Here is a 23,202-nt window from a genome sequence, read left to right as displayed (position 1 = left end):
GAGCCTGAGCCTTGGAGTCATTCGGTGAGATCTAGTTTCGGCACCGGACGGGTAAATCCACGGGTGAGCACCGCCAGATAAACCAACCCGATCAGGAGCCAGAGCACCCCGATCAACAAGGTGCGGCCGGTCAGGCTCGTCCACAACCAGATGGTCAGCGCAAACCCCAAGGCCGGGACCAGCAGGTGGTGGAAGAATTCGATGCCCCGACGTTGTCCTTCCCCAACGAAGTAATGTCCAATGACCGCGAGGTTCACCATGGAGAAGGCGACCAGCGCCCCGAAGCTCACCATTTCGGCTAGTACTTCCAACGAGATCAACGCGGAAGACAGCGAAATGACGGAAACCAGCATGATCGCCGGCACCGGGGTACTGAATCTGGCGCTGAGCTTCCCGAAGAACTTGCGTGGAAGGACCCCGTCCCGACCCATCGCATAGAGGATGCGCGCCACCGAACCTTGGGATACCAGCGCCGAACCGGTTGCGCCAGCCACATAGGCAGCGGTGAAGAACACCGCGAGCACACTGCCTCCCACATGCAGCATGACATCCACGGCCGCCGAATCGACGTTGCCGAAATCGTTGCTTGGCATCGCCACATGGCCGGTGAAAGAAACAACTATGAACAGCGCACCGCATAGCAAGGTGGTGATCATGATGGCCGTCGGCAGCGTCTTGCGCGGATTGCGGGTCTCCTCCGCGAAGGTTGAGATGGCATCAAAGCCGAGGAAGGACAGGCAGAGGATTGCGGCGCCCGCCATGACCGGAGCGAAACCGGGGGCCGAACCGTCGCCGGCGAATGGCGCCAGCATGTCCACTTCGCCGGCGCCGAACGCCACGGAAAACCCAAGAGCTAGGAACACCACGATAAAGATTGCTTGCACGGCGATAATCACTATGTTGGTCCGTGCAATGGAGACCACTCCGATCACGTTGAGGACCGTAACCAACGCAATGGCGGCCACGACAAAAACCGTTGCGGGTATCCCCGGGATCGCCTCATGCAGGTAGATGCCGATCACCAGATAATTGATCATCGGCAAAAACAGGTAATCCAGAAGCAGCGCCCATCCGCTGACGAATCCAACTCCCGCGCCAAAGGTACGCTGCGTGTAGGTATAGGCCGAACCGGCCACCGGGAAGGCGCGGGACATCAAGCCATAGGAGCGCGCGGTGAACAGCATGGCGGCCAGCGTGATTAGATATGCCAGCGGCAACCGGCCGCCGGTAATTTGGGTGACGATGCCGTAGGTGGTGAATACGGTCAGCGGAACCATGTAGACCAGACCGAAAAGCACCAGCTGCGGCAGCCGCAGGACTCGTTTCAGCTCCCCGGGGCCCTGCCCTGCTTCGTTGCCGACTTGCGAAGAAGTGGAGCGCATGAGGCTACACCCGCCCGCTGGCGGCGCTGCATTGACGATACATTTCTTCCCCCGCAAGCCAGGTGCCAAGCACCGGCAACCCGCGCAGCTCGACGGCGTCCAGCAGGCGTGGATCGCGTTCCAGCCAGACCATATCCGCGCTGCATCCCACCTCGAGAACACCCCATGGCATTTCCAGCCGGTCGGCAGCCGCCTGATAGGCCACCCCCGCGGTATAGGCGCCAAGCGCCGCTTCAATATCCAAGATTTCCTCTGGCATCCAGCCACCGACCGGATGCTGTTCTTCGGTCATCCGGCTGATCGCGATGGAAATCCCCTCCAGGGGGTTGGCCGAAGAACATGGCCAATCCGAGCCGAAAGCGAGTTTTGCTCCGGAATCATGCAGCGTGCGCATCCGGTATTGGTTGCCGCTGCGCTCTGCGCCTAGCCGTGGCACCGTGAGCACATTCATCAGCGGGTCCAGTTGCGCCCACAAAGGCTGCATGACCGCGATGACGCCCAGCTGGGCGAAGCGTTCCAGGTCGCTCTCCTTGGCCAACTGCACATGCGCTATGGCCGGGCGGACGTGCTGGCGATCGGTCAGCTTCACCGCACCTTCGATAGCGTCCAGGGCCATGCGCACCGCGGCGTCACCGATCGCGTGGATGTGTGGCTGGAAGCCCTGCTCCACCACAGCGGCTACGGCCTCGGCCAGCGGTTCCGGTTCCCAAACCGAGAGCCCGTGATTGTGCAGCGAGCCGCAGTAGGGTTCCAGCAGTGCGCCGGTTTCGTTTTCCACCACCCCGTCGGCGAAGAATTTGATGCTCTGCGCGCTCAGCAGCCGGTGGTTGAACGCTGCGACCGACTCCCGGGCTTGCAGCAGCGCCGGCAGCGAGTCGGGGAAATCGCGCGGGTCGGCGAGCAGCGCCAAATTGTATCTGTTGCGCAGCAGTCCGCGGCGGGCTGCTTCGAAGTAGACCTCGACATCCGCAGGTTCCACCCAGGCGTCCTGCACCCAGGTCACGCCGAGCCTGGCGTACTTTTCGCTGGCTCGGCCCAAGGCCTCGACACGGTCTTCGAAGTCATAACCGGGGTTGACGCTCATGAGCAGGTCTACCGCGCCCCACTCACGCAGGATTCCGACCGGCGTCCCGTCGGGGTTTCGCGGGATTTCACCGAGCTCAGGTTCGGCGGTGGACGCGTCGACGCCGGCAAGTTCCAGGGCCTTCGAATTGCACCAGACGGTGTGATAGTCCCAAGCGCGGAGAACTACCGGTCGATCCGCGACAGCTTCATCCAGCCATTCGGCGCGGAAGAGTCCGCCTTCGGCGAGCGAGCCATCGTAGGAGGCGCCGAGGATCCATTGCTTCTGAGGATGAGCCGCGGCGTAGTCGCGGACTCGACGAACTATTGCTTCAATGGAGTGCTCACCGGTAATTGCCGGGCCGGCGTCTTCCAGACCGCCAAAGATCGGATGAGCATGGCCTTCGCCGAAGCCCGGCATCAAGAAGCCACCTTGCAGGTCAACGACCGTGCCCGTGTCAGGGCCGCCGAGGTCATTTCCAACGGCGGCGATCACCCCGTCCTCGACGAGCAGCGAGGTGGCAGGTTCGGTGCCTTCACCCCGCCAGATGGTGCCGTTCACGAACAAGGTGGTACGCCGTGGTGCAGACATGCTTCTCCCAAACCGATAAGCCGAAAGTTAGAGACTCACATTTAAACGAACGTGATTCACATCTCATACTGTACGGAGTGGCCACAGGCGACTCAAGAGGTTTGCGAGAAAGAAATTTTGCCGTGATTCCGCGCTGCGCCGCTGGAGCTTAGCGGCGGATTCGCGCGGAGCGCAACTCGTCGATACGCACCAGCACCACTCCCAGCACGATCAGCAGTCCGCCGAAAAGCTGGATCGATCCGGGCAGCTCGGAGAGCAAGAGCCAGGCCCAGAGCACCGCGAAGAGCACCTCGGTCAAGGAAATGAAGGAGGCTACCTTGGAGCCCAGAGCACGGGCGGCCATCACTCCGGTGGTGTACGAGAACACGGTGGCTATCAAGATCAATCCCAGCAGGGCAACCCACCACGGAACCTGCATCCCGGCGAAGGAACCACTGCCAAATTCGGCACGCATCGGCAGGATCCCGAACAAGCCCACCAGTGCCAGCGAGAGCGCACCGACGAGCATGCCCCCGGCCGACAGGATAATCGGCGGCAACGCACCGTCAACGCGGGCGCTGACAAAGAAATACACGGTCAAGCCGACCGCAGCCCCGAGCCCCCACAAAATTCCAATCGGGTCCAAGGCAGAGGCTCCGTTCAGGTCCAGCACCGCAACCAAACCGGCGAGAGCGAGCAAGGTGCCGCCGATCGTCGCGACCGAAGGGCGCTTCTTATGACGCATCCAGAGCACCAGCACAATCAGCACCGGCGCCAAGTATTCAAGGAGCAGTGCCACACCCACATCGAGGCGTTCAACCGCCAGGAAATAGCACAGCTGGCAGGCGCCGACCCCGAAGAACCCGAACAGCAGGATCGAAACCCAGTTGGTGCGCAGCAAGGTCCAGCGTCCGCGCATCGCCAGAAGCGCAGGAATTGCGAGCACCAAAGCGGCGCCGGCCATGCGCACCGCCACCGCGGCTGCCGGGGTCCAACCGGCCTCGAACAGCCCCTTGGCGAATGAGCCGGACAGGCCGAAAGCGGCCGAAGAAGCCAACGCAATCCAAATTCCCGCCAGCTGTCCGTGAGTGCGGACTGAGCTCAGCGTTGACGGCGGAGAATTTGGTGACTTTTGGGGCTGTGACATGAGCTGGTAGGCCTTTGCTACGAATGCTCCCAAGCGACATGCGGTACAGGAACACGCAGGTGATTCAGGAGCAAAAGATTATATGATCATGACAATACGGATCCGCTTGAACTCGCGTCAATCCACGAACATCCCGGGAATGATTTATGACCTTTGCGCCAGATATTGAAGCGTCGCTGCACACTATCGTGAACTTGTTGAACACCGAGGTTTCGTTCGTCGACTTGCTTTCCACGGTGCCGGATTTGGATCAGTTCCTGCGCACCGAGAACTTCAGCGGCCCCCATGCCCAAGACCAGTCCGAGCTGCGTTCCATCCGCCAGCTGCGTGCCCAGCTCAAAGGCATCTGGACCACCGATGAGGATGACGCGGTGTTCAAAGTTAATCAAATACTGCGCAACGTCAACGCCCAGCCGCAGCTAATCAAGAACGAAAAATGGGGTTACCACCTGCACGCGACCACCACCAGAGCCCCGCTCTACGACCGCATGGCGGTGGATGCAGCCATGGCCTTGGCCGAGGTGATCCGCTCCGGCGGGCGCAAACGTTTGCGCATCTGCGCCTCCACCGACTGCGGCGCGGCCCTGCTTGACCTGTCGCGTAACCGCTCGAAATTGTATTGCGACACCGGCAACTGTGCCAACCGCGAGCATGTTCGCGCCTACCGGGCACGAAAAGCGAAAGACTGACGCCTAAATAAGTCGCGTTATCCATCGCTTCGACCCTAAGATGATTGGATAACAGGAGCATCCTGTCCTCGCAGTCGAAAGGCCAGATCATGACCGGTGAAGCACACGCATCCGAAGAATATGAGGCACGCCTTGAAGCCAGCGCGGATTCCCCGCTGAAGGCAGCCGGCCGGTGGGCCGCAGCTATCGCCTCCGCAACGCTCGGCGACGCAGAATTTGAAGCACGCGGAGCCGAGGTAGTCGTTCATTCCTTGAAAAACGATGCAATTCTGCTGCGCATGCAAACCTCCAACCTTGAAGAAGCCGAACGCTTGATCGTTCAGATTCGCAAGGATCTAGAGGAGTTGAGCACCGCTGAGTTCGTTGAAGAGTGGGGCCAAGGAAATACTGGAGGCGGAAAACACCTCTCGGAATAGGGTGGGTGCCTAGCGCTCGACCAGCACACCATCCGCGTCGGCGTACACCATGGCGCCGGGGCGGATGGTGACCGCGTCAATTTCAAGGCTCAGATCGCTGAAACCGCCACCGCGTTTCACGGTTTTGCGCGGGTTGCTCCCCAACGCCTTGATGCCAAGGTCCATCTTTGCCAGTTCAACGCGGTCCCGCACCGCACCGTTGATGATAACCCCGGCCCAGCCGTTATCCACCGCCGCTTGGGCGATCATGTCTCCCATAAGTGCGAAGCGCAGCGACCCGCCGCCGTCTACTACCAGCACCTGGCCTTCACCAGGGGTATTCAACGTGGATTTGATCAGCACATTGTCTTCAAAGCATTTGATCGTTTTTGCAGGGCCCGAGAAGCTTTCGCGGGCGCCGAACGACTGGAACTGCAGTGAAATCGACTGGATCTGCTCTTCGAATTCGTCGTAGAGATCCGCGGTGCTGATCGCTTCTTGCTGCATGGTTGCTCCTGGTCGGTGAGGGCTAGAGTCTGGTTCAACTCACAGCCTAACTCGCCGCAGAATTATTTCGACTTTAGTGTCTCGCGATATGAATCGGTGTGCAGCGCCCCCAAGCGCGAATGCTTGCGGCCGTAGCTGAGGTACACGATAAAACCGACAATCATCCAAATACCAAAGACCGCCCAGGTGTTCGTGCCGAGGTTGAACATCAGGAACAAGCACGCGGCGATTCCGAGGATGGGGGTCACCGGGTAGAACGGCACCTTGAAGGTTCGTGGCGCGTCCGGTTGGGTCCGCCGCAGGAAGATGACCGCGACTCCCACCAGCGCGAACGCGAAGAGGGTTCCGATGCTGGTGGCTTCGGCCAGTTCACCCAACGGGATCAGCGAGGCGGTAAGTGCCACCGCGCTGCCGACGATGAGCGTACCGATCACCGGGGTGTGGGTCCTAGGGGAAACCTTGGCAAAGGCCTTCGGCACCAGTCCGTCGCGCCCCATGGTCAGCAGGATGCGGGTCTGCCCGTACAGGGTGGTTAGCACCACCGAGATGATCGCGACCACCGAGGCCAGAGCGAAGAGCAGCACCAGCCAGCGCTGCCCGGTCACCTCGGATACGATCATCACCAGTGCCGCTTGGGCGCCTTCAAACCACCGCCAGTTGCGTGCACCTACCGCGGCCACCGCCACCAATACGTACACGGTGGTCACCAGAATCATGGAGATGATGATTGAGCGTGGCATATCGCGTTGCGGGTTCTTCGCTTCTTCACCGGCGGTGGATGCGGCGTCAAAGCCGATGTAGGAGAAGAACACCATCGAGGCGGCAGCGCTCACACCGGCTGCCCCCATAGGTAGCAGCGGAGCGAAGTTCCCCGCGTCGAAGGCGGTGAACGCGACGATGGAGAAGAACACCAGGATCGCGATCTTGACTATCACCATGGCGGTGTTGGCCAGGGCCGATTCACGGGCACCCCGTGCCAAGAGCAGGGTCGCTAGGATCACCGTGATCAGTGCAGGCAGGTTGATGACGCCGCCGTCTACCGGACCGCTGGCCAGCGACGCGGGCAGCTGCATGCCGAAGATTTCAAGCGTTTGGTTCACATAGGAACCAGCTCCTACGGCCACGGCGGCCGCGGATACCGCGTACTCAAGGATCAGGCACCAACCGCAGATCCATGCCACCCCTTCGCCCATAGTGGCGTAGGAATAGGAATAGCTGGAACCGGACACCGGGACCATGCCGGCCATTTCAGCGTAGGACACCGCCGAAAGCAGCGCTGTCACGCCGGCGAGCACGAACGCGATCCAGATGGCCGGACCGGCAACGGGCACCGAATCGCCAAGGATCACCAAGATGCCGGTTCCCAGCGTGGCTCCGACGGAAATCATGGTCAGCTGCAGCACCCCGAAGCTGCGCTTGAGCTGTCCGAGACCGGCGTTAGTTGCGGCCTCGGTGGTCATAGAGTGGATTGATTTACGTCGAATCAGCTGCTCGCCCAGTGGGGTGCGGCTACTTCTCGACGTCTGCTTCGTGTTGTTCACGTGTCAATCCTTGAAAATGGCGTTCTTGTTCGGTGCGGTGCGCTGACCGCAAAGCTAACGACAACGCGCTGGGTCCGCCTTGACGGCGGGCCCAGCGCGTTGTCGACGCGATGTTTTAGTCTTCGAACTTTTTGTTCGGGTCGGCCGAGGAACGGTTCACACCCGTGCCCTTGCCCAGCTCGGAATCGTTTTCCTTGCCTGCCATGGTGAGCACCGAGATGATCAGCAAACTGGCGACAAAGGCCACCCCAAAGCAGACCAGTCCGATATCAAAACGAATCGGGTTCTGCGAGCCTCCGGTCGAGGAGATCATGCCGACCACACCAGCAACGACAGCCAGCAACAGCGAGAAGCTCAGCGGGCCTTTAATTGAATGGCTCCACGGTTGCTTCTTCTGCGAGTTGTTTCCCACCAGGAACTCCGTTTCTACTTTTCCTGTTGACCTAAAAGTATTAGTTGTTTTCGATTTCGGTCGATGCCGCCGCCTTGGCGTCATGGCGATGGCCGAACGCGGCGATCAGTTCAAAGACCGCGAAAATTATGGTGCCGCCGCCGATCAGGCCGAACATGCCGTGAGCATCCAGCGACGTGCCGAAGAGCAGGGCAATGGCCAGGATCATCGATACCGCGGCGGTGATCAGCTGGTTACGGAATGGCGGGAACTGCGCGCGCATTTTCACAAAGACGTAGAGCTCAACCACACCGGTGACGAAGAACGCGAAGGCTGCGAGATATGCGACCCACATGGGGGTGGTGGCGAACAGGCTGGCAATGCCTGCCAGCAGCATGAGTCCGGCACCTAGCGCGTAGGCCCCCCGGGACTTCTCCGGAGCGCTCGGCACGGTGACGTACTGCCACATGAAGACACCTGTCACCACCAGCAGCGCACCGGTCGCGTAAGACAGCACGGTCTGATCCGCGTTGATCCAGAATATCGAGATGAGCGAATAGACCAGGGCGCCGAGTCCGCGCAGGAATACCGGGCGGAAGACGTCTTGGGCTTGGGCTGGGGTGGTTTTTGGTGCAGGCACAACCCCATTCTACCGGCGATAGAACAAAGAATCAGCCGAGTCCAAGCTAAGTCACATTTACCGGTGCGCCCGCGAGCTAGCCACGACGGCGAATCAGGCTCTCGTTGAGCTCGCCAATCGTTGCCGCGCCCATCAACTGCATGGCGACTTCTACTTCCTGGGCCAGCAATTCGATGGCACGGCTCACGCCTTCCTCCCCGCCGGCCATCAGCCCGTAGAGATACGCGCGGCCTATCAATACGAAGTCCGCCCCGGCGCATAGCGCCGCGACGATATCCGAACCGGACATGATGCCCGAGTCCATGATGATCTCCAGTTCCTCCCCAACCTCGGCACGGACTTCGCTCAACGCTTCGAAGGCGATCGGCGCCCGGTCCAGCTGACGTCCCCCGTGATTTGAAACCACCAACCCGTCGGCGCCTGCGTCCTTGGCCTTCGCCGCATCTTCCGCGGTGAGCACGCCCTTGACGAAGAGTTTCCCCTTCCACAATTCGCGGATCCATTTGAGATCTTCGAAGTCCAGCGAAGGGTCGAACATGGAGTTGATGATGCTGGGCAGGTCCGCGGACGATTCCGAGAGGGAAGCGAATTTCAGCGAATCGGTGGTCAGGAAGTTGAACCACCACTCCGGACGGTAAGACGCGTCGAGGACCGTCTTCAAGGTCAGCTCCGGCGGAATCTTCATGCCGTTGCGGGTATCACGGTGGCGTTGGCCCGCCACGGGAGTGTCCACGGTGACCAGAAGGGTGTCAAAACCCGCCGCCTGGGCCCGGCTAACCAGGGCCGCGGACTTTTCGCGGTCCTTCCACAAGTACAGCTGGAACCACCTGCGCCCCTCGGGTGCAGCTTGGGCGACCTCCTCGATGGAGCGGGTGCCCATGGTGGAGAGGCTGAAGGGGATGCCCGCCCGTGCGGCGGCGCGGGAGCCGCCGATTTCTCCTTCGGACTGCATGAACCGAGTGAACCCGGTGGGCGCGATACCGAAGGGAAGCGCGGATGGAGCACCTGCGATCTGCGTGGACAGGTCCGCTTCTGCGGTTCCGTGCAGGATGCGCGGCAGCAGTTCGACCGAGTCGAAGACCTCGCGGGCGCGGGTTGCGGTAATTTCATTTCCGGCGGCGCCGTCCACGTAGTCGAAGGCTGCGGTGGGGGTGCGCCGTTTGGCAATGCGGCGCAGGTCCCATAGATCTGCAGCCTGGGCCAGACGCGCGGCACGGCGATCGGTGGATGGCAATTTGAACTTCATCAGGTTGACTAGTTCGCCGACGTCTGGGAATTGACGCTTGAGATTACCCAAGAGTTGTCCTTTGCTTTCGTGTCAATTGAATAGCGGTTTTTAGTAGCGGATTCGGTGCTTCGCGTGGGCACCGAGGTAGATGGCAATAGCCGAGCTCAGGCAGCACAATGCGAGGAATCCTGCCGGCAGGCCAACCGAGCCGTTGCCGAGCTCCAAAAGCGCGGCGGCGATCAGCGGCGAGAGTCCCGCCACGATGGCGCCATTCATTTCGCGGGCAATCGCGATGCCGCTGAAGCGCACCGATACCGGGAATAGTTCGGTCAGGAAGGCTCCCTGTGCACCGGAGGTGCAGGGAATGACCAGTCCGTAGCCCAAGGCGATGGCCAAGAAGCCGAAGATGAATTGGTCGGTGGCCAGCATCCAGAAGATCGGGAAGGCCAGCAGCAGTCCGGCGATGTTTCCGGCCGCGAGGATGCGCGCCGAGCCGAACCTGTCGGCCAGCCAGCCGCCCACCGGCGTGAGCACTACCGAGACTAGCGAGCCGAGCGTCACCGCAAGCAGCGCCTGGCTGCGCGCCATGCCGGAGCCAACCATCAGGCTGATGGAGAAGACCGCCAAGATGTAGTTCGTGGCGTTATGCCCGGTAATTGCGAAGAATCCCAGCAATACCCGGCGCCAGTGGGATTCGAAGACCTCGCGCAGCGGCAGCTTTTTTGCCATCTGCTGGGCTTTGCCCATGGCCTGCGTGTACTCGGGAGTTTCTTCCAACTTGTTGCGGATGTAGAGGGCCACCAGGAAGAGCAAGGCAGAAACGAGGAACGGGATGCGCCAAGCCCAGCTAAGCAGCGCTTCGTCCCCGAGCAGGGAAACCGAAAAGAAGCAGATGGTCGCCAATGCAATGCCCAGCGGCGGGGTGGAGAGAATCAGCGAGGTGTACATGCCGCGTTTTTTCGGCTCGACATATTCGGCCACGAGTGTCATCGCTCCGGTGAGTTCCGCACCGGCGCCGAAGCCCTGAATCAGGCGGAAGAGCACAAGCAAGCCGATGGACCAGGCGCCCCAGGTCTGCGCGGTGGGCAGCAAACCGATGCCGACCGTGGCGGTGCCCATCAGTACGACCGAGAGCAGCATTGCCGGACGGCGCCCGAATCTATCCCCGAGATGCCCAATGACCGCCCCGCCCACCGGGCGGGCGACGAATCCCACGGCGAAGGTCGCGAAGGCGGCGATGGAGGCCGCCGAGCTTCCGGCTCCGGAGAAGAACAGCGGGCCGATCACCACGCTGGCCGCCGCCCCATAGAGCGCATAGTCGTACCACTCGATGGCGGTTCCGATCAGGGAGGCCGAAATGGCCCGGCGGCGCTGCACGCGCAGCGGGTCGGAACCTACTGTTATTGTCTTTTCCATCGGTTCGTTCTCCTCCGCCTGGAAGCGAAAAATCCTTGTTGGTTCGCGGTTAACCAACGTAAGATACCTGAAATATATTTCAGCCAAGACTAGACTGTTCCTTGATTCCGGGAAAGTCTCGCGCCAAAAGTTACGCGCGCTTCCACAGGGCTAAGCAGAGAAATGAGGATCCATGGCTAGTTCACTGTCGGAGCGGCTCACGCTGGAGCTGCGCGAACGGATCGCTACCGGGCTGCTCGCCCCGGGCACCATGGTGATCGAACCGGCGTTGGCCGAGGAGTTCCAGGTGTCCAAAACTCCCGTCCGTGAATCTCTGCGCCAGCTGACCAGCGAAGGCCTGCTGCAGCTTTTGCCGAAAAAGGGCTACCTGGTGCGGGCGATCGGCATGGAGGATATCCATGAAGTCCTGGAACTGCGCATCTTGCTCGAACCGCGGGCGGCGCGGAATGTCGCCCGCTTCCATTCGGCGCAAACGCTCGCCGTGCTGCGCGGGCACCTCGCCGAGCAGGAGCGCCAGGCCGAGGCAGACCCCATTGCCTCAATGCTCGCCGCCCGCCGCTTCCACGAGGACCTCGCGGCGGCCAATCGCAATTCGCGGATCACCGCCACGCTGACCAAGTGTTTCGCCGAGACCGCCAGGGCACACTACGTCTTGCCGGCCATGCAGCCCTATATGTCCCAGTCCGCTGAGCTCGCCGAGCATCGAGCCATTTTGGCGGCCATTAGCGCAGCGGATACTGAAGCTGCGGAGAACGCGATGCGCACGCATCTGCAGTCCATTCACCGGGCCATGCTCGGACAACGTCAAGACCCAGACTCGCTATGGGACTAGCCGGCTAGTCCGGCTCTCACTGCCCTAGGCGCATCCACGCGTCACCTCGGGCGCGCAGCCCCAGGGTGATGGCACGCGCCAGCATGTAGCCGATGGCGAAGACCACCCAGATCCACAGGATCGCCGACTGCGGGTCAATCGCAAAGTGCTGCACCGCCCACAACATGGGCAGATAGGCGAGCAGGTTGATGGTTCCAGCAATGCCCAGATACTTCGCATCCCCGGCACCGATCAACACGCCATCAAGGACAAAGACCAATCCGCAGAGCGGCTGGGAGAGCGCCAAGATCCACAATCCCAGGGTGGTCAGCCGGTGGACCTCGGTGTCCGGGGTGAACATCATCGGGAACACCCACGAGGTGGCGAGCAGCAATAGCCCGGTGAATATTCCGAAATAGATCCCCCACCGGCTCATGATCCCGGTGAGCTGGCGAACCTGGGATGCGTCTCCTGCTCCGAGTTCTTTGCCAATGAGCGCTTGGGCCGCAATGGCCAAGGCATCCAGCGCAAAGGCAAGGAAGGAAAAGATGGTGAAGACCAGCTGGTGGGCCGCCAGCGTCAGCTCTCCTGCGTTGGTTGCCACCACCACCGTCAACAGCAATGCCACACGCATGGTCAGATTTCGCAGCATCAGCCATGAACCAACCTGGCCGGTGGAAATGAATCCCGCCCAGCTAGGACGCAGATGGATTTCAGCGGCCCGGATGCGCGGCACGAGCATCCACAAATACACCAGCGCCATCAGCCACTGCGCGATCGAGGTCCCCAAGGCGGCACCGGCCACGGACATCTGCAGCCCGTAGACCAAACCAAAGTTCAGCACGATATTCAGCCCGAAACCCGCGGTGGCTACCACCAGCGGTGTTTTGGTGTCCTGCATTCCGCGCAGCACGCCGGTTGCCGCGAGGACCAGCAGCATGGCGGTGAGACCGGGCATTGAATACAGGATGTAGTCCACCGCAAATTCGAGGGTCTGTCCTTCACCACCCATCAGCCGCACCAGCGGCTCGGCAAAGATGAAGCCTGCCACCGACAACACGATGCCCAAAACCACCGCAAACCACATGCCGTCGCGTCCGGCCGCCATGGCGCGCGCCTGCTGCCCTGCGCCGAGAGCGCGAGCCACCGCCGGGGTGGTGGCGTAGGCGAGGAAGATCATCAGGCCGACCGCGGTATGCAGCACGGTGGTCCCCAGGGCCGCGCCAGCCAGTTCCGAAACACCGAGGTGCCCCACGATGGCCGAATCCGCCATCAGGAAAAGTGGCTCGGCGATCAACGCCCCCAAGGCGGGAATGGCCAGCACGAGGATCTGCTTGGCTAGGGTGGGGGAAGTTGTCCGAGGCTTTTCTGCGTTCACGAGTCCTACTCTACGAACTGAGCGGCACTAACGGCGATTCCTCCGCCGGCGCCCAAAGGGTTCACCCCTCGTTTACCTGCGCTTTGCGGCGCAACTAAGCAGTCGTATTCCCGAGATGAAATACTTCTGCTATGACTTCTTCCTCCGGTGCGACTCCCGCCGGCCCGCCCCCGGCGGCGCCGGTCGGCGAGGTCTTCGCCGCCTTCCTCAAGCTGGGGCTCACCTCCTTCGGCGGCCCCACCGCGCATCTGGGCTTCTTTCGTGAAGAGTTTGTGGTCAAAAGAAAATGGTTGAGCGAAAGCGCCTACGCGGATGTTGTGGCGCTCTGCCAGTTTTTGCCTGGGCCTGCCTCGAGCCAGGTCGGCATGGCTCTGGGCTTGCAACGCTCGGGCACCTGGGGACTGCTCGCCGCGTGGGCCGCCTTTACCCTGCCCTCGGCGATCTTGCTGGTGCTCTTCGCGCTGGCGGCCAATAGCCTGGATTCGCTGATCGGGGACGGGTGGATCACCGGGCTCAAGGCGGCGACCGTTGCGGTGGTGGCGCACGCCGTGTTGGGGATGGCAAAGACGCTGGCTCCGGATGCGCCGCGCGCAACGCTGGCGGTGGCGGCGATGGGCGTAGTGCTGCTGTTCCCTTCCCCTTTCATCCAGGTCGCGGTGATCCTCGCCGCGGGGTTGATCGGCCTGCTCTGGCTGCGCCAAGGGGCCGACGATTCGGAGCAGAGCGATTTTAGCTTCGCCCGGCACTCGCGGCGCAGCGCGGTGATCTGCCTAGCCGTCTTTGCCCTGCTGTTGATCGGCTTGCCGGTGGCCGCCGCGATTTTCGATCACGGGGTGCTGCGCCTGATCGAGATCTTCTACAGCACCGGCGCGCTGGTCTTCGGCGGTGGCCACGTGGTGCTGCCCATGCTCGAAACTCAAACGGTGGGCGCCGGGCTGGTGGAGCATGATGCATTCCTCGCCGGCTACGCAGCAGCCCAAGCCGTGCCGGGACCGCTTTTCACCTTCGCCGCGTATCTGGGTACGGTCTTCCAAACAGGACCGAGCGGGGTACTCGGAGCGGGTATCGCATTGCTTGCGATCTTCCTGCCCTCGGCCCTGCTGGTCGCGGCCGCGCTCCCGTTCTGGCAGCGCCTGCGCCGGTCGAGCACGGCCCGGCGGGCCTTGTCCGGGATCAACGCCGCGGTGGTGGGGCTTCTGGCCGCGGCGCTCTACTCCCCGGTGTTCCTGCAAGGTGCTTCCACTGTGCCCACGCTGGTCCTCGCGACGGCCGGATTCGTGGCGCTGCACTGGTGGAAAACCCCGCCGTGGATGCTCGTGATTTTTAGCGCCGTGATCGGTTGGGTTTTATTCTGACCCTGTGCAGCAGCGGATAACCGGGTTAGGCTGAGACATTCCTACGCCCTGGACCGGAAGTAGAACTATGCAACTGATCGATTGGCAGTGCGCCGCCTGCGCCGTTGAATTCGAGCCGGCGGCCGAGCCGCCGGAATTCTGCCCCATCTGCGTCGACGAACGCCAGTATGTACCGGACGGCATGCAACGCTGGACGCACCGCGCCGAGCTTCTGGAGACCGGGCACCAGGTCCAAATCAATGAGCTGGAACCCGGGCTGACCTCGTTTACTTCCCCGGATATCGGCATCGGGCAAAGCGCCCTGCTCGTGCAAACCAGGAACGGAAACCTGCTCTTCGAGGTGCCGGGGTTGCTCGACCAGCGGACCTTCGAAGCGATCGGCGAGCGCGGCGGCGTACAGGGAATCGTGGCCAGCCACCCGCACATGTATGGCGTGCAGACCGCTTACAGCAGCGCTTTCGAGAACGCGCCCATCTATATCGCGGCCCCCGACCAGAACTGGGTCCAACGCGCGAGCCCGAACGTGAAGATCTGGTCCGAACCCTTCGAACCGATTCCCGGGATCCGGCTCGAGCAGATCGGCGGGCACTTCCCCGGGAGCACCGTGGCCCTCTGGGCAGCGGGCGCCGCAGGCCAGGGGGTGCTGCTGGCCGGGGACGGGGTCTTCCCGGTGGCGGATGGGAATGTCACCTTCCTGCGCAGCTACCCCAATCGGATCCCGCTCTCCGGTCCGGTGGTGCTCCGCATCGCCACCCAGCTGGCCGCCTTGGAATTCGAGCGGCTCTACAACAACTTCGCCAGCGTCGTGCCCGCGCGGGCCGGGGAGATCGTGGCGTTCTCGGCCGCACGCTACGCGGCCTGGGCCAGCGGCAGCAACGATTCGATGACCTGAACTACAAGTAGCTGCCGGCGGAAGAACGTGAAAACCAAGGGCCCTGATTTCTCACGCTCGGCGCCTCCATTGCTCGCAATGTATCTGGCCGGATTGGCGCCAGGCGGCAGGCGGCAGGCGGCAGGAAGAGTTCAACCTACTGTGGCTGCTCAGCGGAGTCTTGTTTCCGGCGAGCCCGTGGCATTTCAAGGAGCCGGCCGTCGCCAGCCAGGCAGGAACGGGCAAGCCCCGTTTCCCAAGATCCGCGGTGTTCTCCGGATTTATCTGGCCAACCGGGGTAAAATCCTACCGGGCTTCTCTGGACGCAGCGGTCCGCCCTGGTAAAGGACCGGCTATGGCGATTCGGGAACTGGCTCCCCGCCCCAATTTTCGGGTCGGCCATTAAGATCCTTACGTTCTTCAGGGGGATCAATACGAGTGGCCGTCAGATCCCGCGGCAGCAAGGTGAATCCCTGCCAATGCACTTCCATTGGCGACTGCTCCTCATCGCGCGGCACATGATGATAGCCAACCGCCACCCAGGAGACCACGTCATCAAGCTGCTGGCTTTCTTGCTTGGCGACAAAGTCCACCACGCCTCGCCCACAGTCCCCGCTGTTGTAAGTCGCGAAGATCTGACATTCATCGACGTTCGTGAACGCAACGTCGTAGCCGATGTCTCCCTCGTGATGGTCCTCGTCATCGCCGAAGGTAAAGCTGTCGGTCTTACCCAGCTCGATTTGATAAGAAATTGGGTGTCCGTCCGCATTCAGCGTGCCCGGAGCCATAACCTTCCACCAGCGTCGATCGGTCCACCGAGCCGTTGCCGGCGCCGTGATGTCGGTATATGTGCCTTCAATGATGGGCGACTGCGGGCCTTTCTTACCTGTATCTTTAGCGTCAAACTGCTGGGCAACTTGCCCAGCTTCACCGCCCAGGGCCCAATCGATTTTCCACACCGCATTATGCGAATGGCTGGAGGCATGGTCGCTATCGCCTTCGCCCACGGCGGAGCCATGCTGTTCATCGGAATAGTTCGCCGGAGACAGGTCCCCGGTGGCGCCCAGCGAAGGACGAATCGAACCGTCGGCGCCGAAGGTCACCTGATTGATGTATTCGTACCAGCCGACCTTGGAGACCGTGGATAGCTGCCAGTCATTCTTGCGTTTAGCGAGAAGATCGCCGGCCTCCGCCGAACGGTAGGACAGGCCGGCATCCACCACGTCGCTGCAGAGCACCGGCCGTTCGGGCGACGTCCCGTACTTGCTGCCGTCGCCGATGTTGGGAATTGCTGCGCTATGTAGCTGCCCCACGCATTCGGTTTCGGTCAGCGAATGCATATTTGGCCCGCCGAACCCAGCGGTCGTGATATCCGAGGTGTTGCGCTGCCCATCATCGTAAGGCACTTCAAGCTGTGCCAGCGACATCTGGGTGACAACCGGAATCGGATCCGCACCGGGCGGGGTGAAGCTGATATCCGAGAGAATCATGCCCAGGGCGGGATCTACGGACCAGCACATATTCCAGGTGGCTCCGCTGGTCATTTCCTGGCTCAGTGGCTGCTCCGACGCTGCGGCGCATGAGTTACCGGCCACCTGAGAAGCCGTGGCCGGGTCGCCTGAATCACTCGTCCCGCCAGCGGCGGTGCACGAAGCCAATAGGACGGCCGCAGCCGCAAGTGATACGATTCGGGCCGATACGCTGCGTCGCATGAAATCCTTGGTCCTTGTAGTTCAGACACATAAATGGGGAACCTCTATAAAGAGATCCCCCATCTATGTGATGTTACTAGCCGGTGGGCGGAACACCCCTAGATGACCAGGCGTGTTCCGCTACCAGTTGCTAGCTCTTGTGTGCGCGGCGGCGGTTCAGGGTCAGCAAGACACCTGCACCGAGCAGCAGCAGACCCAGCAGCGAGTAGGCGATAACCTGTGCACCGGTGTTAGCCAGTCCGTCGTTATCGTTGTCCCCGTTGTTGTTTCCGTTGCCGTCTCCGTTGCCGTTGCCATCTCCATTGCCGCTGCCGTCGTTGTCGCCGATGACGGTGAATGGAGCAGAATCCTGCTTCTTCCCGTCTTCGTCATTCACGATGACCTCGTAATCACCTTCCGGAGTGTTCTCCGGGATGGTGATGTCAATTTCGAAGGAGCAGTTCTCATCCACGGTGATGGTCAGGGCGCCGGGGATTGAATCCTTCGCCGCTACCTCGACCTTGCCGTCGATTGAGTTGATCATCAGGGTCAGGGTTTCACCCTTGGTGAAGCCCTTGCCGATGACCTTGATCGACTCGCCGCCCTTGACCTTGTTAGGCTGAACGGTCAGGGACTGTTCGGCTTCGCAGGTGTCGACCGGCTTCTGCTGGACGTTGATGCGCTCGCTGTCCTCGTTGCCGTCCTGGTCGTAGGCGTGAACGTCATATTCGCCGTTCTCGATTCCTTCCGGCACGGTGATCTTCACATCGAACTCGCCCTGATCATCGGTTTCGGTTTCCACGGTTTCAATGACGTTGCCGTCCTTGTCGCGGATCTCGACGATGATATCGGTGTTCGGAGGGAATCCCTCGCCGTGAACGTCCAGTTCGTCACCCGGGGCGACGTCCTTCGGATCAACGGTGATGTTTGGATCATGCTGTCCATCGCCACCCAAACCGGTCAGACCGGCATCTACGGTGTTGATCGTGGAAGCTTCGGCGGTCAGTGCAATAACCGCGGTGCGGCCATTCTCCTGAGCATCCGAGTCAATACCACGGTCATCGCCGACCAATGCTGGGGAGAACGAGGCACCTTCCGGAGCCACGAACTCAACGATGTACTCACCATGCGGCAGCATCTGCAGCCAGTAGCTGCCGTCTTCTGCGGTCTTGGTGCTGATGGCGTTGCCATCTGCATCATTGGCCGGGTTGCCCTCGGCGTCCAGCAGGTTGACGGTGATGCCGGAAACGCCGGCTTCGCCTTCGTCCTGCAGTCCGTTGCCGTTGGCGTCGTTGAAGACGAAGTCACCGATCTTTCCGTTGTTTCCCCCGCCGATGTTGCCATCGATGACGGTCAGCGGAGTGGAATCCGTGTTGCCGTTCTCGTCCTCGGCCACTACCTCGTATTCACCAAGTTCGATACCCTCGGGAACGGTCAGCGGAGTGGTGAAGTGGCCATTCTCATCCGTCTCAACGGTGATCGGGCCGGCAATCACGTCACCGTTCTCGTCGACCAGAGTCACCTCGACTTCGGTGTTCGGATCGAACCCGTCACCGGTGACCTGAGTGTCCTCACCTGGCGCAACCTCGGACGGATCCACGGTCACGGTCGGGGAAGTGAACTCAACATCGGTGATACCGGCATCGATGTTCTCAGCGGCCGGAGCCTCCGAGGTCACTGCCAGTGCAACGGTGCGGCCGTTATCCGGATTCACGTCGGAGTCGCGAGTTGCATCGTCTCCCACGTTGACCGGGGAGAACCCGGTGCCATCGGGCTTGATGACCTCGACGATGTACTCGCCATCGACCAGATCCGAGAAGGCGTAGATGCCGTTGGAATCGGTTACGGTGCTGATGGCGTTGCCATCTGCGTCATTGACCGGGTTGCCCTCGGCGTCCAGCAGGTTGATGGTGATGCCGCCCAGGGCGGACTCGCCTTCATCCTGCAAACCATCCTTGTTCGCATCGACCCAAGTGCGGCCGGAGATCGAACCGTCGCCACCACCGATGTTGCCATCGATGACGGTCAGCGGAGTGGAATCCGTGTTGCCGTTCTCGTCCTCGGCCACTACCTCGTACTCGCCCGGGGTGGTGCCTTCCGGAACGGTGATCGGGGTGGTGAAGTGGCCATTCTCGTCGGTCTCAACGGTGATCGGACCGGCGATAACATCGCCGTTCTCATCAACGATGGTGACCTCAACTTCGGTGTTCGGATCGAATCCGTCACCGGTGACCTGAGTTTCCTCACCTGGCGCAACCTCGGACGGATCCACGGTCACGGTCGGTTCGGTCACTGCCGGAGCGTCAACCACACCGGCGTCGATGGTCAGATCCGCAGCAGCCTCGGCGGTCAGGGTGACAACCGCGGTGCGGCCATCTTCCTGGGCGTCCGAATCAACCGCACGGTCATCCCCAACCAAGGCTGGCGAGAAGGAGGCACCTTCCGGAGCCACGAACCCGACGACATAGTCGCCGTGGGCCAGGGCCTCGAAGAGGTAGTTGCCATTCTCATCGGTTACGGTGCTCACGGCATTGCCGTCTGCACCCTCGATCGCGTTGCCCTCGGCGTCCAGCAGGTTCACAGTGACACCGGCCAGGCCGGCCTCGCCATCATCCTGGATGCCGTCGGCATTCAGATCGCGCCAGACACGGTCGCCCAACACACCGTTGTTGTCGCCACCGTTACCGGCGATGACATTCAGCGGAGCGGTGTCGCTGCCGCCATCTTCATCGGTTGCCACTACCTCGAGCTCACCTGGAGTGGTGCCCTCGGGGACGGTCAGCGGCGTGGTGAAGTGGCCATTCTCGTCGGTTTCGACGATGATCGGCTCGCCCACAGGGTTGCCATCGGCGTCTTGCAGCTGAACCTCAACCGGTGAGTTCGGCTTGAAGCCGTCACCGGTGACCTGAGTGTCCTCACCTGGCGCAACCTCGGACGGATCCACGGTCACGGTCGGGGTGGTGAACACAACACCGGTGATGCCGGCATCGATGTTCTCAGCGGCCGGAGCCTCCGAGGTCAATGCCAGTGCAACGGTGCGGCCGTTATCCGGGTTCACATTGGAGTCGAGAGTTGCATCGTCGCCCACGTTGACCGGGGAGAACCCGGTGCCATCGGGCTTGATGACCTCGACGATGTACTCGCCGTACGACAGGTCGGTAAAGGTGTAGTTGCCGTTGTCATCGGTCAGGGTGCTAGTGGCGTTGCCATCTGCACCATTGACCGGGTTGCCCTCGGCATCCAGCAGGTTGACGGTGATGCCACCTAAGGCGGACTCGCCTGCATCCTGCAAACCATCTTCGTTGGTGTCAACCCAGGTACGACCCGAGATCGAACCGTCGCTGCCACCGGTGCTGCCATCGGTCACGGTCAGCGGAGTAGTGGCTTCGCCACCATCTGCGTCGGTGCCCTTGACGGTGTAGTCACCCGGAGTCGTTCCTTCAGGAACGGTCAACGGAGTGGTGAATGCACCATTCTCATCAGTAGGAACCTCTACCGGGTCACCAACAGGTGCACCAGCAGCATCTTCCAACTGAACAGTCACGGTGTCATTCGGTGCAAAATCAGCACCGGTCACATCGGTCGCCTGACCCGACTCAACAGAGACCGGATCCGCGGTGATCGATGGTTCATTACCACCAGTAGGCTCAGTCACGGCCAGCGGAGTCGTAGCCTCGCCGCCCTGAGTATCAGTGCCCTTGACGGTGTAGTCACCCGGAGTCGTTCCTTCAGGAACGGTCAACGGAGTGGTGAATGCACCATTCTCATCAGTAGGAACCTCTACCGGGTCACCAACAGGTGCACCAGCAGCATCTTCCAACTGAACAGTCACGGTGTCATTCGGTGCAAAATCGGTACCGGTCACATCGGTCGCCTGACCCGACTCAACAGAGACCGGATCCGCGGTGAGGATCGGAGTGCCCGCTTCAACCACGGTCAACGTTGCATCAGCAGAGTTGGTGGTGGTGTCGTCGGTACCGCGAACGGTGTAGTCGCCTGGCTGAGCGTCAGCCTGGGTCGGGACGGGAACGGTGAAGTTTCCGTCGACGTCTGCGGTGGTGATGATCGGATCGCCAACCGGGTTACCGGCCGGATCGATCAGCTGAACGGTTACCGGACCCTCGGGGGTGTATCCGGAACCGGTTGCGTTGGTTGGGTCACCTGCTGGAACGGTTGGCGGATCCAGACCGAGGTTCAACGCCTGCGCATCCGGTTCAATAACCACAAGTGGCTGAGTGATCGGAGTGCCGGTGATGACATCGGTGGCACGCACATCGTAAGTTCCGGGAGGAACAGTGGCGTCAACCGGTAGCTCGGTGGACGGGAAATCGCCATTGGCATCTGCAGGAACGATGATCGGGTCGCCCACTGGGTTGCCCTCAGCATCAACCAGCTGAAGCTCGACATCGCCGCTAGGAGTGAAGCCGGTTCCTTCAACGTTGGTCGAGGTTCCTGCTGGAACCTCTCCCGGGTTGACGGTAATCGCCGGGTTGATGTCCGCGGCGCAAGCGCCCATACGCACACCGGCCGAGCCCAAGTTCAACCGACCTGCGTCAACTGCCTGCACAACGCCCAAGCTCAAAGCCGAAACTTCGAGACTGTCGACTAACGTGCCGTCTGGCGCTTCACAGGTAGTTTCTACCTGTCGATTCAGCTGCAGCGAAACTGCTTGCTGCGCCAAGGTGAACACTGGTTCCAATACCGTACGGATTGGCACGGTCATCGCATTGGTTTTGATATCCGTGATCAACAGATCATAGATCGCATGCCCGCCATCGCCCACCAAGAAGTCGCGAATCGGAATGATCGCGGTGTTGACCGCCGGGATCACTGCCGTGTTCATCGCCGCTTCCAGGGTGGCACAAGCAACCGCTCCGCCAGCACCCGATGGGGTACAAGTTACCGGAGCAACTTCTTCGCCACCGAGGTTAACGGTCCAGGACGCCTCGGCGCCACCCAATGGTGTGTCAAGCGAAGCATCAACGGTCAGCGTGATACTGGAGATCGCGCCTTCGATCGCGTTGGTTGCTACCGCAACGACCTCTTCGATCAAGTCGTGGATGGTTTCCGCGATGATCGGGTAGAGGTCAGTGGTGATCAGTTCCGTGTTCGGAGCCTGGTTGTTAATGCCATCAGGCAGGTCCATACCCACTGGGCGTTCGCCCGAATAGGCCTTATCCAGATCCACGTAAACGGTTCCGGTGCTCAGATCGATGCTCAGCACCTCGTTTTTCGAGGTGATTGGCTGCGCTAGCAGCTCATTGAACACTTCGTCCTGAATGTTGGAATCGACCGTGAGATCAAAAGTCGCTCCCACTGGGAGTGCACTAAGCACGTCAAGCAGGTCGGTGATTTGCGACAACCCATTGATGGTGTCTTCCAGCGTGGTATCGACCGTGCCGATGGCATCGTACAACTGAGAGGCCATCTCTTCGACCGCTGGCGACTGCAGTTCCAGGTTGGCTTCCGCCACCCGATACTGGCCCTTGCCGCCGAATCCATCTGGGTCTTGGAATACTCCGTCGACTGCCTCGACCCAGGCGCCACCGGCGCCTGCAGTGAGTTCTGCCTTGCTCAAGGCGAGGCTGGTCAATCCATCGATCCCAGCTTCCTCAAAGAGTGCAAGCAAGTTGATTCGGGCTACGCCAAAATCTCCTTGAGCCCCGTCGAGGGTGATCGCTCCGTCAGCTCCCGCTACGCCGGAGATCGCTTCACCGTTCTTGGCATCTGTAGCGGTTGCGCTAGATACCAGCGCACCTAGTTCGCCAAAGTTAATGAACTGATCTACTGGGATCGGGAATTGCCCGAGATCCAGAAGTTCATTCTGCAGCAGGGAGACGTCAAGTCCGCCTTCATCGGTTCCTGGGCCACTTGGATACAGTGCCCGGGTTTGCCCTCCACCCGCGAGTTCGGTACCCAAGAGACTCAGGTCGACGATACTCGCAGCGGATTCGGTTAGTTCGTCCGGTTGTGTGTTGACATCTGCCATGGCCGGTAATCCGTAACTCGACACCACAAGGGTTGAAGCAACCCCTAAGGCTAACGGTCTACGCCACCACGCCGCGTTTCCTGCAGGTACGTTCCTCTTGCGAACTGTACGTCGCATGGAAAGCCCTCCTTGTATATT

General features: G+C 61.2%; 17 protein-coding genes. 5 read left to right on the top strand and 12 right to left on the bottom strand.

Annotated features, from left to right (window positions below; translation table 11 throughout):
- Nucleotides 1-17: 17 nt before the first annotated feature.
- From CQ017_RS04450 to CQ017_RS04440, 3 genes are all read right to left on the bottom strand, one after another.
- Nucleotides 18-1,382: an APC family permease gene (locus tag CQ017_RS04450; RefSeq protein ID WP_105552698.1), complete on the bottom strand. Its 1,365-nt coding sequence runs from the start codon at nucleotides 1,380-1,382 to the stop codon at nucleotides 18-20.
- Nucleotides 1,383-1,386: 4 nt separating this feature from the next.
- The gene (locus tag CQ017_RS04445) at nucleotides 1,387-3,036 is read right to left on the bottom strand and encodes an amidohydrolase (RefSeq protein ID WP_105552697.1); all 1,650 of its coding nucleotides are present in this window, start codon (nucleotides 3,034-3,036) and stop codon (nucleotides 1,387-1,389) included.
- 148 nt (nucleotides 3,037-3,184) lie between these two features.
- On the bottom strand, nucleotides 3,185-4,162 hold the full coding sequence (locus CQ017_RS04440) for a DMT family transporter (protein WP_105552974.1): 978 nt from the start codon (nucleotides 4,160-4,162) through the stop codon (nucleotides 3,185-3,187).
- A 146-nt stretch (nucleotides 4,163-4,308) separates the two neighbouring features.
- Here CQ017_RS04440 and CQ017_RS04435 point away from each other — a divergent pair, with 146 nt between their 5' ends.
- Nucleotides 4,309-4,851: a CGNR zinc finger domain-containing protein gene (locus CQ017_RS04435; RefSeq protein WP_105552696.1), complete on the top strand. Its 543-nt coding sequence runs from the start codon at nucleotides 4,309-4,311 to the stop codon at nucleotides 4,849-4,851.
- 89 nt (nucleotides 4,852-4,940) lie between these two features.
- Nucleotides 4,941-5,267 carry a hypothetical protein gene (locus CQ017_RS04430; protein WP_105552695.1) on the top strand — a complete coding sequence of 109 codons (327 nt, stop codon included), beginning with the start codon at nucleotides 4,941-4,943 and terminating at the stop codon, nucleotides 5,265-5,267.
- A gap of 9 nt (nucleotides 5,268-5,276) precedes the next feature.
- Here the strand turns inward: CQ017_RS04430 and rraA are convergent, their stop codons facing one another.
- The 6 genes from rraA to CQ017_RS04400 form a co-directional block, all read right to left on the bottom strand.
- The gene (gene rraA, locus CQ017_RS04425; protein ID WP_105552694.1) at nucleotides 5,277-5,753 is read right to left on the bottom strand and encodes a ribonuclease E activity regulator RraA; all 477 of its coding nucleotides are present in this window, start codon (nucleotides 5,751-5,753) and stop codon (nucleotides 5,277-5,279) included.
- A 62-nt stretch (nucleotides 5,754-5,815) separates the two neighbouring features.
- Nucleotides 5,816-7,213 (bottom strand): amino acid permease, encoded by a 1,398-nt coding sequence (locus CQ017_RS04420; protein WP_105552693.1) that lies wholly within the window; start codon nucleotides 7,211-7,213, stop codon nucleotides 5,816-5,818.
- A gap of 196 nt (nucleotides 7,214-7,409) precedes the next feature.
- On the bottom strand, nucleotides 7,410-7,706 hold the full coding sequence (locus tag CQ017_RS04415; RefSeq protein WP_258133488.1) for a hypothetical protein: 297 nt from the start codon (nucleotides 7,704-7,706) through the stop codon (nucleotides 7,410-7,412).
- A 40-nt stretch (nucleotides 7,707-7,746) separates the two neighbouring features.
- Complete coding sequence (locus CQ017_RS04410; RefSeq protein WP_105552692.1) at nucleotides 7,747-8,325, bottom strand: DUF308 domain-containing protein; 579 nt, start codon at nucleotides 8,323-8,325, stop codon at nucleotides 7,747-7,749.
- A 76-nt stretch (nucleotides 8,326-8,401) separates the two neighbouring features.
- Nucleotides 8,402-9,622, bottom strand: a complete 1,221-nt coding sequence (locus CQ017_RS04405) for an alpha-hydroxy acid oxidase (RefSeq protein WP_105552691.1) — start codon at nucleotides 9,620-9,622, stop codon at nucleotides 8,402-8,404.
- A 39-nt stretch (nucleotides 9,623-9,661) separates the two neighbouring features.
- The gene (locus CQ017_RS04400) at nucleotides 9,662-10,969 is read right to left on the bottom strand and encodes an MFS transporter (protein WP_105552690.1); all 1,308 of its coding nucleotides are present in this window, start codon (nucleotides 10,967-10,969) and stop codon (nucleotides 9,662-9,664) included.
- A 172-nt stretch (nucleotides 10,970-11,141) separates the two neighbouring features.
- Here CQ017_RS04400 and CQ017_RS04395 point away from each other — a divergent pair, with 172 nt between their 5' ends.
- Complete coding sequence (locus CQ017_RS04395) at nucleotides 11,142-11,801, top strand: GntR family transcriptional regulator (RefSeq protein WP_105552689.1); 660 nt, start codon at nucleotides 11,142-11,144, stop codon at nucleotides 11,799-11,801.
- A gap of 16 nt (nucleotides 11,802-11,817) precedes the next feature.
- On the opposite strand, the gene CQ017_RS04390 is transcribed toward CQ017_RS04395, so the two are convergent.
- Complete coding sequence (locus tag CQ017_RS04390; RefSeq protein ID WP_105552688.1) at nucleotides 11,818-13,158, bottom strand: MATE family efflux transporter; 1,341 nt, start codon at nucleotides 13,156-13,158, stop codon at nucleotides 11,818-11,820.
- A 131-nt stretch (nucleotides 13,159-13,289) separates the two neighbouring features.
- Between CQ017_RS04390 and chrA the strand changes: the two genes are divergently transcribed.
- Together chrA and CQ017_RS04380 are read left to right on the top strand one after the other, a co-directional pair.
- Nucleotides 13,290-14,513 carry a chromate efflux transporter gene (gene chrA / locus CQ017_RS04385; protein ID WP_105552687.1) on the top strand — a complete coding sequence of 408 codons (1,224 nt, stop codon included), beginning with the start codon at nucleotides 13,290-13,292 and terminating at the stop codon, nucleotides 14,511-14,513.
- Between the two features lie 67 nt (nucleotides 14,514-14,580).
- On the top strand, nucleotides 14,581-15,405 hold the full coding sequence (locus tag CQ017_RS04380) for a hydrolase (protein ID WP_105552686.1): 825 nt from the start codon (nucleotides 14,581-14,583) through the stop codon (nucleotides 15,403-15,405).
- A 332-nt stretch (nucleotides 15,406-15,737) separates the two neighbouring features.
- On the opposite strand, the gene CQ017_RS04375 is transcribed toward CQ017_RS04380, so the two are convergent.
- Entirely contained in the window at nucleotides 15,738-16,979 is a 1,242-nt protein-coding gene (locus CQ017_RS04375; RefSeq protein ID WP_258133487.1) for a copper amine oxidase, read from the bottom strand.
- 247 nt (nucleotides 16,980-17,226) lie between these two features.
- Nucleotides 17,227-23,064: an SdrD B-like domain-containing protein gene (locus CQ017_RS04370; protein ID WP_181150496.1), complete on the bottom strand. Its 5,838-nt coding sequence runs from the start codon at nucleotides 23,062-23,064 to the stop codon at nucleotides 17,227-17,229.
- Nucleotides 23,065-23,202: the final 138 nt, after the last annotated feature.

This window comes from Arthrobacter sp. MYb224 (assembly GCF_002975455.1).
Lineage (GTDB): Bacteria > Actinomycetota > Actinomycetes > Actinomycetales > Micrococcaceae > Glutamicibacter.
Note: the sequence above shows the minus strand (reverse complement) of the source record. Positions and strands in the feature narration are given on the sequence as shown.

Bases quoted from the DNA above. Each gene is read 5' to 3' on its own strand.
- CQ017_RS04450 (WP_105552698.1), bottom strand. From the start codon at position 1,382: ATGCGCTCCACTTCTTCGCAAGTCGGCAACGAAGCAGGGCAGGGCCCC.
- CQ017_RS04445 (WP_105552697.1), bottom strand. From the start codon at position 3,036: ATGTCTGCACCACGGCGTACCACCTTGTTCGTGAACGGCACCATCTGG.
- CQ017_RS04440 (WP_105552974.1), bottom strand. From the start codon at position 4,162: ATGTCACAGCCCCAAAAGTCACCAAATTCTCCGCCGTCAACGCTGAGC.
- CQ017_RS04435 (WP_105552696.1), top strand. From the start codon at position 4,309: ATGACCTTTGCGCCAGATATTGAAGCGTCGCTGCACACTATCGTGAAC.
- CQ017_RS04430 (WP_105552695.1), top strand. From the start codon at position 4,941: ATGACCGGTGAAGCACACGCATCCGAAGAATATGAGGCACGCCTTGAA.
- rraA (WP_105552694.1), bottom strand. From the start codon at position 5,753: ATGCAGCAAGAAGCGATCAGCACCGCGGATCTCTACGACGAATTCGAA.
- CQ017_RS04420 (WP_105552693.1), bottom strand. From the start codon at position 7,213: ATGACCACCGAGGCCGCAACTAACGCCGGTCTCGGACAGCTCAAGCGC.
- CQ017_RS04400 (WP_105552690.1), bottom strand. From the start codon at position 10,969: ATGGAAAAGACAATAACAGTAGGTTCCGACCCGCTGCGCGTGCAGCGC.
- CQ017_RS04395 (WP_105552689.1), top strand. From the start codon at position 11,142: ATGGCTAGTTCACTGTCGGAGCGGCTCACGCTGGAGCTGCGCGAACGG.
- chrA (WP_105552687.1), top strand. From the start codon at position 13,290: ATGACTTCTTCCTCCGGTGCGACTCCCGCCGGCCCGCCCCCGGCGGCG.
- CQ017_RS04380 (WP_105552686.1), top strand. From the start codon at position 14,581: ATGCAACTGATCGATTGGCAGTGCGCCGCCTGCGCCGTTGAATTCGAG.
- CQ017_RS04370 (WP_181150496.1), bottom strand. From the start codon at position 23,064: ATGGCAGATGTCAACACACAACCGGACGAACTAACCGAATCCGCTGCG.